This is a genomic window from Variovorax fucosicus (assembly GCF_030316825.1).
GTDB lineage: Bacteria > Pseudomonadota > Gammaproteobacteria > Burkholderiales > Burkholderiaceae_C > Variovorax > Variovorax fucosicus.
The window spans coordinates 1,406,693-1,419,187 of the sequence record NZ_JASZYU010000001.1 but is presented as its reverse complement, the minus strand read 5'-3'; the positions used below and the strand labels follow the sequence as shown (position 1 = coordinate 1,419,187).

General features: G+C 68.5%; 12 protein-coding genes. 5 read left to right on the top strand and 7 right to left on the bottom strand.

Features of this window, described 5'->3' with window-relative positions:
* Nucleotide 1: 1 nt before the first annotated feature.
* Nucleotides 2-1,018, bottom strand: coding sequence for a Bug family tripartite tricarboxylate transporter substrate binding protein (locus QTI05_RS06585; protein ID WP_286657792.1), 1,017 nt, complete (start codon nucleotides 1,016-1,018; stop codon nucleotides 2-4).
* Nucleotides 1,019-1,462: 444 nt separating this feature from the next.
* A complete protein-coding gene (locus QTI05_RS06580) occupies nucleotides 1,463-2,386 on the bottom strand; it encodes a LysR family transcriptional regulator (protein WP_286623522.1) in 924 nt (307 codons plus the stop codon).
* A 112-nt stretch (nucleotides 2,387-2,498) separates the two neighbouring features.
* Between QTI05_RS06580 and QTI05_RS06575 the strand changes: the two genes are divergently transcribed.
* Complete coding sequence (locus tag QTI05_RS06575; protein ID WP_286623520.1) at nucleotides 2,499-3,257, top strand: SDR family oxidoreductase; 759 nt, start codon at nucleotides 2,499-2,501, stop codon at nucleotides 3,255-3,257.
* A 7-nt stretch (nucleotides 3,258-3,264) separates the two neighbouring features.
* Here the strand turns inward: QTI05_RS06575 and QTI05_RS06570 are convergent, their stop codons facing one another.
* From QTI05_RS06570 to QTI05_RS06560, 3 genes are read right to left on the bottom strand one after another with little or no spacing between them, the layout of a single operon-like run.
* The gene (locus tag QTI05_RS06570) at nucleotides 3,265-3,714 is read right to left on the bottom strand and encodes a MarR family winged helix-turn-helix transcriptional regulator (protein WP_286541275.1); all 450 of its coding nucleotides are present in this window, start codon (nucleotides 3,712-3,714) and stop codon (nucleotides 3,265-3,267) included.
* The gene (locus QTI05_RS06565; protein ID WP_286623519.1) at nucleotides 3,714-4,676 is read right to left on the bottom strand and encodes an alpha-ketoacid dehydrogenase subunit beta; all 963 of its coding nucleotides are present in this window, start codon (nucleotides 4,674-4,676) and stop codon (nucleotides 3,714-3,716) included. The genes QTI05_RS06570 and QTI05_RS06565 overlap by 1 nt, the downstream gene beginning before the upstream one ends.
* A complete protein-coding gene (locus QTI05_RS06560; RefSeq protein ID WP_286623517.1) occupies nucleotides 4,667-5,662 on the bottom strand; it encodes a thiamine pyrophosphate-dependent dehydrogenase E1 component subunit alpha in 996 nt (331 codons plus the stop codon). The genes QTI05_RS06565 and QTI05_RS06560 overlap by 10 nt, the downstream gene beginning before the upstream one ends.
* Before the next feature lie 171 nt (nucleotides 5,663-5,833).
* Here QTI05_RS06560 and xylF point away from each other — a divergent pair, with 171 nt between their 5' ends.
* From xylF to QTI05_RS06540, 4 genes are all read left to right on the top strand, one after another.
* The gene (gene xylF, locus QTI05_RS06555) at nucleotides 5,834-6,856 is read left to right on the top strand and encodes a D-xylose ABC transporter substrate-binding protein (protein ID WP_286541280.1); all 1,023 of its coding nucleotides are present in this window, start codon (nucleotides 5,834-5,836) and stop codon (nucleotides 6,854-6,856) included.
* 115 nt (nucleotides 6,857-6,971) lie between these two features.
* Entirely contained in the window at nucleotides 6,972-8,159 is a 1,188-nt protein-coding gene (locus QTI05_RS06550) for a sugar ABC transporter permease (protein WP_286541283.1), read from the top strand.
* Nucleotides 8,159-8,941 carry an ATP-binding cassette domain-containing protein gene (locus tag QTI05_RS06545; protein ID WP_286541286.1) on the top strand — a complete coding sequence of 261 codons (783 nt, stop codon included), beginning with the start codon at nucleotides 8,159-8,161 and terminating at the stop codon, nucleotides 8,939-8,941. The genes QTI05_RS06550 and QTI05_RS06545 overlap by 1 nt, the downstream gene beginning before the upstream one ends.
* Entirely contained in the window at nucleotides 8,938-10,125 is a 1,188-nt protein-coding gene (locus QTI05_RS06540) for an ROK family transcriptional regulator (protein WP_286623515.1), read from the top strand. The genes QTI05_RS06545 and QTI05_RS06540 overlap by 4 nt, the downstream gene beginning before the upstream one ends.
* A gap of 10 nt (nucleotides 10,126-10,135) precedes the next feature.
* Here the strand turns inward: QTI05_RS06540 and QTI05_RS06535 are convergent, their stop codons facing one another.
* Entirely contained in the window at nucleotides 10,136-11,113 is a 978-nt protein-coding gene (locus QTI05_RS06535) for a tripartite tricarboxylate transporter substrate-binding protein (protein ID WP_286541289.1), read from the bottom strand.
* 133 nt (nucleotides 11,114-11,246) lie between these two features.
* The gene (locus QTI05_RS06530; protein WP_286623513.1) at nucleotides 11,247-12,491 is read right to left on the bottom strand and encodes a phenylacetate--CoA ligase family protein; all 1,245 of its coding nucleotides are present in this window, start codon (nucleotides 12,489-12,491) and stop codon (nucleotides 11,247-11,249) included.
* Nucleotides 12,492-12,495: the final 4 nt, after the last annotated feature.

Genomic DNA, 12,495 nt, shown 5'->3' with positions numbered 1-12,495 from the left:
CTCAGTCGACCTTGGCGCCGGAGTCCTTCACGACCTTGGCCCACTTGGTGTGCTCGGCCGCAATGAACCGCGTGAACTCGGCGGGCGTGTTGCCACTCGGGATCGCGCCTTGCGCCAGCATCTTTTCCTTGATCGCCGGGGTGCCGAGCGACTTCGCCACTTCCTGCTGAATCCGGCTCACGATCTCGGGTGAGGTGCCGGCCGGCGCCAGCAGGCCGAACCACGAACTGGCCTCGTAGCCCTTGAGCGACGGGCCACCCGCCTCTTCCACGGTCGGGATGTCGGGCAGGGCGGCCGAGCGCTTCGAGCTGGTCACGGCCAGCGCCACCAGCTTGCCGGCCTTGATCTGTGCCATCGACGAAGGCAGGTTGTCGAACATCACGTCGGCATTGCCACCCACCATGTCGAGCAGGGCCGGGCCAGAGCCCTTGTACGGGATGTGGGTCATGAAGCTGCCGGTCATGCTCTTGAACAGCTCGCCGGCCAGGTGGATCGACGTGCCGCTGCCGCTCGACGCCATGTTGAGCTTGCCGGGGTGGCTCTTGGCGTACTTCACGAAATCGGCCACGTTCTTGATGCCCATTTCCTTCGCCTTGTCGGCATTCATTTCCATCACGTTTGGCACTGCGGCCACCAGCGTGATCGGCACGAAGTCCTTGATCGGGTCGAACGGCAGCTTGGCGTACAGCGCGCGGTTGATGCCGTGCGTGCCGACCGTGCCCATCAGCAGCGTGTAGCCGTCATTCGGCGCCTTGGCCACGATGTCGGCGCCCACGTTGCCGCCGGCGCCGGCCCGGTTGTCGACGATGAACTGCTGGCCGAAGGCCTTCGACAATTCGGGCGCCACCGCGCGCGCCAGGATGTCGGTGGTGCCGCCGGGTGCGAACGGCACCACGATGCGCACCGGCTTGGTCGGCCAGGTGCCCTGCGCGGCCGTTGGCCCTGCTGCCAAAACGAGAACAGCCGCCGCAGTGGCAGCAAGCGCTGTACGTCGATTGGGTTTGGAAAGAACAGTCATGTCTGCTTTCTGGAAGAGATGGAAGAGAGTGAGCGGGCCGTCGCTGAGGCGCGCCGCGTCATCGGCATGGCCGCAGTTGTACGTGCGAAGCGGCCCATCCGCTGAGGGTAATAACCCCGGCCTGCGGGCTCATGCGGTCTTGCATTCAAGGATCTCGATCTGGCTTTGCTTTGATCTGGGCGCTGAGGTTCGGGGGCGGGATCAGGGCGGCGGGGCACGCTGCTCCGCGAATGTCCCCCGGCCTGCGGCCTCCTCCTTTATTTCGCTGCGCAGCGTGCCCCACCGCCCTGATCCTGGACGCGGCGTGACCAATTCGCGCTGAACACCACGAGCGTGCCCTGGCCGATGGTGGTGGGTGGCCCCTGCAGCGAAATAAAGGAGGAGGGCGAAGCCCGGGGGACATTCGCGGAAGGGGCCACCCGCCGCCAGCGGCCTACCCTGATATCAGTCGCCGCGCATGCGCCGGGCAAAGTCTGCCGCGCGGAAACGCTCAACCACAAAGTCGACGAACACGCGCGTTTTGGCCGGCAGAAGTTTCTTGCCGGGGTAGTAGAGCGACAGTGCGCCGGAGTCGGCATGCCAGCCTGGCAGCAGCCGCACGAATTCGCCGCTCGCGAGACCGGGCGCGGCAAAGGGCATCGGCAGCAACGCCACGCCGAGGCCCATGCGCACCGCCAGCGCGATCGCCTCGGGGTCGCTAAAGATCGCACGCGGCTTTGGTTCCACCGCGCCTTCCTCGCCGGCCGCGTTGCGCAGCGTCCAGGCGCGCACGCGGCCGGTCGGCGAGGAACGCCGCACGATGCCGTCGAGCGCGGCCAGATCCGCCGGCTGCTGGGGCATCGGCCGCGCTGCCATGTAGCCGGGCGACGCCACCGCCACCACATGCACCCGCCCGAGTTCCCGCGCGACCAGCCCCGGCGTGAGCTCGATGCCGCCGCCGATGGCCGCGTCGAAGCCTTCGCCGATCAGGTCGACCTGCCGGTTGTCGAAATGCCAGTCGGGCAGCACGGCCGGATAGCGCGCCAGGAACTCCCCGAGCAGCGGCACCACATAGGCACGGCCGAACGCCTGCCCCATGCTGACCTTGAGCGTGCCGGCCGGTTGCCCGCCGACGGTGCTCACGTTCGCCAAGGCATCCTGCAGGGTGGCGAGCCCGCCGCTCACCTGGCGCAGGAAGCCCTCGCCGGTTTCGGTGAGCGTGAGGCGCCGCGTGCTGCGCTGGAACAGGCGCACACCCAGCCGGGCTTCGAGCCGCGCCACGTTCTTGCTCACCGCCGCCGGCGTCAGGCCCAGGCGCCGCGCTGCCGCGGAAAAGCTGCCGGCCTCGGCGCTTTGAACGAAGGATTCGAGATGGCTGAGGGCTTCCATCGCCACATTTTCAACCAACGGTTGAAGCTGATTGGGTTTTTTAGCGGCTACCGGGAACAGCCAACCATCGCCAAACTGAGGGCCTGTTCAACACATTCCGTCGAAAGACACCATGACCACCTCTTCCAACTCCCTTCCGCTGGCCGGCAAGGTTGCCTTCGTCACCGGCGGTTCGCGCGGCATCGGCGCCGCCATCGTGCGCCGGCTGGCCAACGATGGCGCCGCGGTCGCGTTCAGCTACACCAGTGCCAAGGCGCCGGCCGACGAACTGGTGCGCAGCATCGAAGCGGCCGGCGGACGCGCGCAGGCGCTGCGCATCGACAGCGCTGACGCCGCCGCGCTGACCGCCGGCATCAACCAGGCCGCGGCCGATTTCGGTCGTCTCGACATCCTGGTCAACAGCGCGGGCGTGTTCGTTCCGGGTGCCATCGGCGAGTTCACCCTCGCGGACTTCGACCGCACGGTGGCTGTCAACGTGCGCGCGGTGTTCGTCGCCACCCAGGCCGCCGTGGCCCACATGGGGCAGGGCGGACGCGTGATCAACATCGGAAGCACCAACGCCGACCGCATGCCGTTTGCCGGCGGCAGTGCTTATGCGATGAGCAAGGCGGCGCTCAAGGGGCTGGTGCAGGGGTTGTCGCGGGATCTCGGCCCGCGCGGCATCACGATCAACAACGTCCAGCCGGGCCCGGTCAATACCGACATGAACCCGGCCGACGGCCCGCAAGCCGGCTTCATGCACAGCTTCATGGCGCTGGATCGCCACGGCCACCCGGAGGAGATCGCCGGCATGGTCGCCTACCTGGCCAGCCCGGAAGCCGCTTTCGTGACCGGCGCCAGCCTCAACATCGACGGTGGTTTTGCCGCCTGACGCCGCCTCAGTCGATCGGCTCCGCGCTGCTCGCCACCGACGCCATCAGCTTGTCCAGCGTGGCGCCGAAGCGCGCCAATTCCGCGGCATCCACGCCCGCGAACAGTTCGGCTTCGCGCTGCCGGCCGAGCGCATGCACGATGCCAAAGAGCTCCTTGCCGGCCGCCGTGAGGTAGAGCCGGCTGCGGCGCTGGTCGGTCGGGTCGTCGCGCGCCTGCAGGCGGCGGGCGCGCTTGAGGCCGGCCAGCGCGCGGCTCACCGACATCTTGTCCAGGCCGGTCTGCTCGACCACCTGGGTGGCGGTGTAGCCCGGGTGCGCGCCGAGCACGGCCATCGCGCGCCATTCGTTCAGCGTGAGCTGGTGCTGGCGGCCGACGCGCTGCTGGAACGGGCGCGCAGTGAGGTTGACCACCCGCACCAGCTTGAAGAAAAGCGAGTCGTCGCTGTCCATGGGCATCAGGCGACCAGCCTGCGCGCCGCCGCCACGATCTGTTCGGCGCTCACGCGCGACTGCGCCTCGAGCACCGGCGCATAGCCGACCGGGATGCGCGGCGCACCGAGCCGCGCGACCTTGCAGCCGGTCGCCTCGGCCGCCGTTGCCGCGATCTCGGCGCCGAAGCCGGCGGCCCGCACCGCCTCGTGCACCACCAGCAGCTTGCGCGTGCGCCCGCATGAGGCCAGCACCGCTTCGCGATCCCACGGCCAGAGCGTGCGCAGATCGAGCAGGTCGACCGCGATGCCGTCGGCCGCCAGCGCGTCGCAGGCGGCGGCGCATACCTGCAACTGCTTGCCCCAGCTCACCAGCGTGAACTCGTCGCCGTCGCGCAGCCGCGCGGCCTGGCCGAGCGTGGCGACCTGCGTCGTATCGACCTCGCCGCGCGCGCCCCACAGCGCCTTGTGCTCGATGTAGACCACCGGGTCGCCGCAGCGCAGGGCCGCGCGCAGCAGGCTGTAGTTGTCCTGCGGCGTGGCCGGGCTCACCACCACCACGCCCGGCAGGTGGGCGAACCAGGCTTCGAGCGACTGCGAATGCTGCGCGGCCGACGCGTCCCAGATGCCGCCCGGCATGCGCGCCACCAGCGGCACGCGGCCCTGGCCGCCGAACATGAAGCGGTTCTTGGCGGCCTGGTTGACGAGTTCGTCCATGCCGCACAGCGCGAAGTCGACCACGCGCATCTCGACCACCGGGCGCAGGCCCGCGAGCGCCATGCCGACGCCCGCGCCCATGATCGCGGCCTCGCTGATCGGCGTGTCGATCACGCGCTCGGTGCCGAAGCGCTGCTGCAGCCCCTTGTACTGGCCGAAGATGCCGCCGCGTCCGACGTCCTCGCCGAGCACGACCACGTTGGCGTCGGCTTCCATCTCGTGCTGCAGCGCGAGTGCGGCGGCTTCTGCGTAGCTGAGTTCGCTCAATGCCATTGGCCGGCCCCGGTGGTCTGCACGTCGGTGAAGGCGGCGCTGGCGTCCGGCCAGGGCGCCGCCGCGGCGGCGGCGAGCGCGGCTTCGACTTCGCGCTGCGCCTCGGCATCGATCGCGTCCAGCGCGGCGGCCGCCACGCCGGCTTGCAGGCACTGCATGCGCGCATTGGCGATCGGGTCGGTCGCCAGCGCGGCGGCCAGCTCCCCGGCGTCGCGGTAGGCGGCCGGATCGACCGACACATGGCCCTTCACACGGTAGGTCAGCGCATGCAGCAGGCGCGGCCCGGCGCCGCTGCGCACCTCGGCCACCAGCCTGGCGGCGGCTGCGTGCACCGCGAACACGTCGTTGCCATCGACCTGCGTGGCCGCGATGTCGAGCGCCCGCGCGCGGGCCGACGCGCCGTCGCCGGCCGTCATCGGGCCGCTTGCGGTGGTGGCGCTCCAGCGGTTGTCCTCGCAGACGAACAGCACCGGCAGCTGGTAGACGCGGGCCCAGTTGAGCGCTTCGAGAAAGGGGCCGCGGTTGATCGCGCCGTCACCGAAGAAGCAGACCGTGATGGCGTCGCGCCGCTGCAGTTTTTGCGCATGGGCCGCACCCACCGCGATCGGCAGCCCGGCCGCCACCACGCCGTTGGCGCCCAGCATGCCGACCGAAAAATCGGCGATGTGCATCGAGCCGCCCTTGCCGCCATTGAAGCCGGTTGCCTTGCCGAACAGCTCGCACATCATCCGCGTGAGGTTGGCGCCCTTGGCCAGCGTGTGGCCGTGGCCGCGGTGCGTGGACGTCAGGTAGTCGGTGGGCGCGAGGTGGGCGCAAACGCCGGCCGGCACGGCTTCCTGCCCGGTCGACAGGTGCAGCGGGCCGCGCACCCTGGCGGCGCCCGCAGCCTCCTGGCCATAGGCGCTCACGCCGCCCTGGCTGGCCGCTTCGGCGGCATTCTCGAAAGCGCGGATCCGCGCCATCGTGCGGTAGAGGGACGAGTGCATCTTGTCTCCAGCGCCCGCACACCGGGCGCCAACGCCGAAATCGTATCGGGCGTGACCAATTCGCGCGCACGGATTAACCCGGGAATTCCCCGATGACCGGTCCGCGTTCCGGATGAGATAGTTAGTTTGCCACCCGAACTAATTAACCTCGTTCCAACCGGAGACACACCCATGCAACTCAAGAGCACCCTCACCGCACTGGCCCTCGGCCTTGCTGCCATTGGCGCCTGCGCCCAGACCGTGGTCGGCGTGAGCTGGTCGAACTTCCAGGAAGAGCGCTGGAAGACCGACGAAGCCGCGATCAAGACCCAGCTCGAAAAGCTCGGCGCCAAGTACATCAGTGCGGATGCCGGCGGCTCGCCCGAGAAGCAGCTCGGCGACATCGAGGGCTTGATGGCCAAGGGCGCCAAGGTGCTGATCGTGCTGGCGATGGACAAGGACGCGATCCTGCCTGCCGTTACCAAGGCCGTGCGCCAGAAGGTGCCCGTGGTGGCCTACGACCGCCTGATCGAGGCGCCCGGCGTGTTCTACATCACCTTCGACAACACCGAGGTCGGCCGCCTGCAGGCGCGCGAGGTGTTCAAGCTGGCGCCCAAGGGCAACTACGTGATGATCAAGGGCTCGCCGACCGACCCGAACGCCAACTTCCTGCGCGCCGGGCAGCAGGAAGTCATTGCCGATGCGGTGAAAAAGGGCGACATCAAGATCGTCGGCGACGAATACACCGAAGGCTGGAAGCCCGAGGTTGCGCAGAAGAACATGGAGCAGATCCTGACCAAGGCCGGCGGCAAGGTCGACGCGGTCGTGGCTTCCAACGACGGCACCGCCGGCGGCGCGGTGGCGGCGCTCTCGGCCAAGGGCATCCGCGGCATTCCGTTGTCGGGCCAGGATGCCGACTTCGCGGCGCTGAACCGCGTGGCGCTCGGCACGCAGACCGTCACGGTCTGGAAGGACTCGCGCGAACTCGGCAAGGAAGCCGCCAGCGCGGCCATCGCCCTCGCGGGCGGCAAGCCGGTCGAAAAGGCCGCCAGCTGGGACAAGGGCGAGAAGAAGATCGCGCTCCAGTCGCGCTTCCTCACGCCGGTGGCGATCACGCGCAGCAACCTCGACGTGGTGGTGAAGGCCGGCTGGATCAAGAAGGACGAACTCTGCAAGGGCGTCACGGGCGACAAGGCCCCCGCTGCCTGCAAGTAGCAGAGCACCCCCCAGGCTTCGCGCACTGCGTGTCGCTACGCCAACCCCCTCACCGGGGGCAACACCAGCGGCCCGGCAAAGCCGGTTCCGCGGTGTTTCCTGAAGGAGTCATTCCATGAATCAGTCTTTGCCACTCTGGCGCCGGGCCGGGGTCGACCTGCGCCTGGTGCTGATGAGCGTGCTGCTCATCGCGATGGGCGTGGTGTTCCACATCCTCTCGGGCGGCATCTTCCTGTCGCCCGAGAACCTCTACAACATCGCGCAGCAGACGGCCGTGGTCGGCATCGTCTCCACGGTGATGGTGCTGGTGATCGTGGCGCGCCACATCGACCTGTCGGTCGGCTCGGTGATGGGCTTCGTCGGCGTGCTGATCGCCTACCTGCAGTACACCTCGGGCTGGTCGTGGCCCACTGCCTGCCTCGCGGGGCTCGCGGTGGCGTTGCTGGTGTCCATCTACCAAGGCTGGCTCACGGCGGTGCTGGGCGTGCCGTCGTTCGTGGTCACGCTGGGCGGGCTCATGTCGTTCCGCGGTGCGGCGTTTCTCGTGGCCGACGGCAAGACCCAACCGGTCAACGACGAGTTCTTCCAGAGCCTGGGCGGCGGCTACGACGGCGGCATCGGCGTCACGGCCACCTGGGTGCTCACGGCGGTGGTGGTGGCGATCCTGTTCGCGCGCATGGTGCAGAAGCGCCGCGCGCGCCAGCACCACGAGATGCCGACCGAGGCGGTCTGGGTCGACGTGCTGCTGACAGCGGTGCCGGCCGCGGTGCTGGTGGCGTTCGCGTGGACGATGAACCACTACCAGATCTCGTCCAAGACCGAGGCGCAAGGCATCCCGATCCCGGTGCTGATCTGGGCCGCGGTGGCGATCGTGCTGTCGTTCATCGTGCACCGCACGCGCTTCGGCCGTTACGTGTTCGCGATGGGCGGCAACCCGGACGCGGCGGCGCTGGTGGGCATTCCGGTCAAGCGCGTCACGCTGATGCTGTTCGCGCTGCTCGCGGTGCTGGTGACCATCGCGGCGATCGTATCGATCGCGCGGCTCAACGCCGGCACCAACTCGCTCGGCACCGGCATGGAGCTCTACGTGATCGCGGCAGCCGTCATCGGCGGCACCGCGCTGGCCGGCGGCAGCGGCTCGATCTTCGGCTCGGTGCTGGGCGCGCTGATCATGCAGTCACTCGACAGCGGCATGCTGCTGCTCGACGTGCCGATCGGCAAACGCATGGTGATCATCGGGCAGGTGCTGATCATCGCGGTGGTGTTCGACGTCCTGTACCGCCGCAAGTTTGGAGAGAACTGATGGCCGCCACGATCGACAAGACAAAGCCATTGGTCGAGCTGCGCGAGATCCGCAAGGCTTTCGGCGGCGTGCACGCGGTGGACGGCGTGAGCGTCAACCTCTACCCGGGCGAAGTGGTCGCGCTGCTGGGCCACAACGGCGCCGGCAAGTCCACGCTGATGAAGATGCTCGCGGGCGCCTACCCGATCGACTCGGGCGACACGCTGATCGCCGGCGAGAAGGTGCACATCCGCACGCCTGCCGAAGCGCAGGCGCAGGGCATCGAAACCATCTACCAGACGCTGGCGCTGGCCGACAACCTGGATTCGGTGTCCAACCTCTTCCTCGGCCGCGAGAAGATGACGCGCTGGAACACGCTGGACGACCATTTCATGGAAGGTGCGGCGCGCAAGGTGTTTCACCGGCTCAACAAGAACTTCACGAACATCCGCGTGCCGGTGCGCCGGCTGTCGGGCGGGCAGCGCCAGGTGGTGGCGATCTCGCGCGCGCTGTACTTCAACGCGCGCATCCTGATCATGGACGAGCCCTGCGCCGCGCTCGGGCCGGAAGAGACCGCGATGGTCGGCCGGCTGGTCAAGCAGCTCAAGGACGACGGCGTCGGCATCTTCCTGATCACGCACGACATGCCCGACGTGTTCGGCCTCTCGGACCGGCTCGCGGTGATGAAGAACGGCCGGCTGGTCGGCACCTACCGCACCGCCGACGTCACCGAGGACGAGGTGCTCGGGATGATCATCGCGGGCAAGAAGCCGGAAGGCAAAGCCGAGGCACCCCACGCGTGAAAACGATTGGCGACCAGCAACTGCTCAAGCGCATCAACCGCAGCGTGGTGCTGCGGCTGCTGCGCGCACAGCCGGGCTTGTCGCGCGCACGGCTTGCCAGCGAAAGCGGATTGACCAAGTCGACCGTGAGCGGCCTGGTGCGCGAACTGATCGACGACCGCTGGCTCAGCGAGGCCGGCGCCGCGGTGAACGACGGGTTGGGCCGGCCGTCGACGCCGCTGCACATCAACGACCGGGTGCGTGCGCTGGTCGGGGTGGAAATCGGCGTCGAGACGATGCGCGTGGCTTGCGTCTCGCTGCTGGGCGAGGTGCTGCACGCGGATGCGCAACCGCTGGCCAGCACCGAACCCGCGCGCGCCTGCGCGCAGGCAGCCGCGATGTGCGCGCAGGCCTGGAAGCAGATCGCGGCGCGCGGCCTTGAACTTTCGGGCATCGGTGTCGGCGTGCCGGGCGCGGTCGACGACGCCACCGGCATCGTGCTGTTCGCGCCGAACCTGGGCTGGCGCCGGCTCGACCTGTTGCCCGACCTCATCGAGGCCTTCGCGGTGGCCGGCCTGCCGCGCGTGCCGGTGCAATTGCAGAACGAGGCCGACGTGGCCGCGCTCGGCGAATACGAATTCTGCAAAGGCGAGGGCGAAGACCCGCTGATCTTTGTCGACTGCGACGTCGGCGTCGGCGCCGGCATCGTGCTGAACGACCGGCTCTTCACCGGCGCGCAAGGCATGGCGGGCGAGATCGGCCACACCATCCTGCAGGCCGATGGGCCGTTGTGCTCCTGCGGCCGGCGCGGTTGCGCCGAGGCATTCTTCGGCTCCCGCGTACTCGGACGCGGTGCCGGCGACGTGAAGCGGGCCGGGCAGATGCTCGGCGTGCTGCTGCAGAACCTCTGGACGGCGTTCGACCCGCGCGCCATCGTCATCGGCGGCTCGACCTGCGAGGCGCATCCCGAATTCCTGCGCAGCGCGATCGCCACGGTGCAAAGCTATGCCGATGCTGCCGGCATGCCGCCGCCTGCGGTGCGTGGCGCGCGCCACGGGTTGCTCGCGCCAGCGGTGGGCGCCGCGGCGCTGGCGCTGCACGACTACCTGCGCCCGATGCACCCGAACACGGTGACGCGGCGAGAGCGCAGCGGCGCGCGCGCAAAAAAGCCGCCGGGCCCGGTGGGCGCAGCGGCTTTGCGTTGACGCGGAAGCGTCAGTCAGCGTAGATGCCGGCGGCCTTGATGACCGGGCCGAAACGCGCCACCTCTGCCTGCACGAACTTCTTGTGCTCGGCCGGCTCCATGCGCTTGTCGTTGACCACCACGGCGCCCAGGCCTTCTTCCTTCTTGATGAAGTCCGGATCCTTCAGCGCGACCTTCAGCGCATCGTTGATCTTCTTCAGGATCGGCGCCGGCGTGCCCTTGGGCGCGTAAAGGCCGTGCCAGATCGTGACCTGGAAGTTCTTCATGCCCGACTCGTCGAGCGTCGGGATGTCCTTCAGTGCCGGCGTGCTCAGGCGCTTGAGCGTGGTCACGGCGTAGGGCTTGACCTTCTTGGCTTCGATCTGGCTCGTGGTGTTGGTGGTCTGGTCGCACAGCAGGTCGATCTGGCCGCCCAGCAGGTCGGCCATGGCCGGCGCGGTGCCCTTGTAGGGCACGGTGGTCATTTCAACCTTGAGTTCGCTTTGGAACAGCAGGCCGCACAGGTGCGATGCAGAGCCGACGCCGGCGTTGCCGAGGTTCACCTTGCCGCCGCTCTTGCTGATCCAGTCGCGCAGTTCCTTGAAGTTCTTTGCTTCCAGCTGCGGCTTGCCGACCAGCGTCATCGGCACGTCATTGATCAGGCCGAGGTACTCGAAATCGGTTTCGTAGTTGTAGGGCAGCTTGCGGTAGAGCACCGGTGTGGTGGCCATGCCGACGTGCGTCAGCAGCAGCGTGTAGCCATCGTTCTTGGCGCGTGCCACCTTGGCATTGCCGATCGTGCTGCCCGCGCCGGCCGTGTTGTCGACCACGATGCTGACGCCGTCGAGCGGCTTGCGCAGCGCTTCGGCCAGGTCGCGCGCCACGCGGTCGGTCGGGCCGCCTGCCGCGAATGGCACCACGATCGTGATGGGCTTTCCGCCAGGAAAGTCCTGGGCGTGAACCCCGAAGGCGGCAGCGGCAATGGCGGCGAGAGCAAACAGTTTCTTCATGAAAACTCCGGAGATCAAAGGCCGCGATCTTATCGGCTGACGGTGGCCTGACTGCTCCCGAAAAGCCCTAACGCACGAAGCCAATGTCCTCACTGCCTTGTCGGCATCGGCCGACGGGCCCGAAGAAGACCCGCTACCGGTAGCTGCGCGCGTCCTCGATCACCTTGCCGTCGTTTGGCAGGCTCCCCGTGGGCACGCACTCGACCTCGCTGCGCAGCTTGGTCACTTCGCGCACGGCCTCGGCAATGCGCTCGGCGAGGCCTCCAGTGGCCGGCGCCTCGACCTTGAGCGTCATGCGGTCTTGCGCCATCTCGCCTTCGACCACGAGTCGTGCGCGCGCGATCTCGGGAAATCGCTTTGCGACTTCGGCCACCTGGCCCGGGTGCACGAACATGCCGCGCACCTTGGTGGTCTGGTCGGCGCGCCCAAGCCAGCCCTTGATGCGGGTGTTGGTGCGGCCGCTGGGGCAGGGGCCCGGCAGCACGGCCGACAGGTCGCCGGTGCCGAAGCGCACCAGCGGGTAGTCGCGGTTGAAGGTGGTGACGACCACCTCGCCGACCTCGCCGTCGGGCACCGGGTCGCCGGTACCGGGGCGCACGATTTCGAGCAGCACGCCCTCGTCGAGCACCAGGCCTTCGTGTGCGCTGGTTTCGTAGGCGATCAGCCCCAGGTCGGCGGTGGCGTAGCACTGCATGCCGCGCACGCCGCGCTCGGCCAGCCAGTCGCGCAGGCTCGGCGGAAAGGCTTCGCCCGACAGCAGCGCCTTGGTCACGCTCGGCAACGGCAGGTTCATCGCCGCGGCTTTTTCGATCAGGATCTTCAGGAAGCTAGGGGTGCCGACATAGCCGTCGGGCCGGAGCTCGGCCATGGCCTCGAGTTGCTGCTCGGTCTGCCCAGTGCCGCCGGGAAACACGCTGCAGCCCAGTGCATGTGCGCCGCTCTCCAGGATCGCACCGGCGGGGGTCATGTGGTAGCTGAAGCTGTTGTGAACCAACTCGCCGCTGCGAAAGCCGGCCGCGTACAGCGCGCGCGCCGTGCGCCAGTAGTCGGGTGCCGCGCCTTCGGGCTCGTAGATGGTGCCGGGGCTTGCGAACACGCGCCGCATGGCCGGCCCGCGCGCAATGGCGCTGAAGCCGCCGAAGGCATCAGTGGTGCGCAGTTCCTTCTGGCGTGCGAGCAGGTCGGTCTTGCGCGTGACCGGCAGCGCCGCCAGGGCTTCGCGGTTCACAACAAGTTGGGCGTCGAAGCCCTTCAGGATGGCGGCGAACGCCGGTGCTGCTGATTGGGCATGCGCGACCTGGCGCGGCAGCGCGGCGAGCAGGTCGGCCTCGCGCTGCGCCGGGTCGCGCACTTCGAGTTGATCGTAAAAATCGGTCATGGCT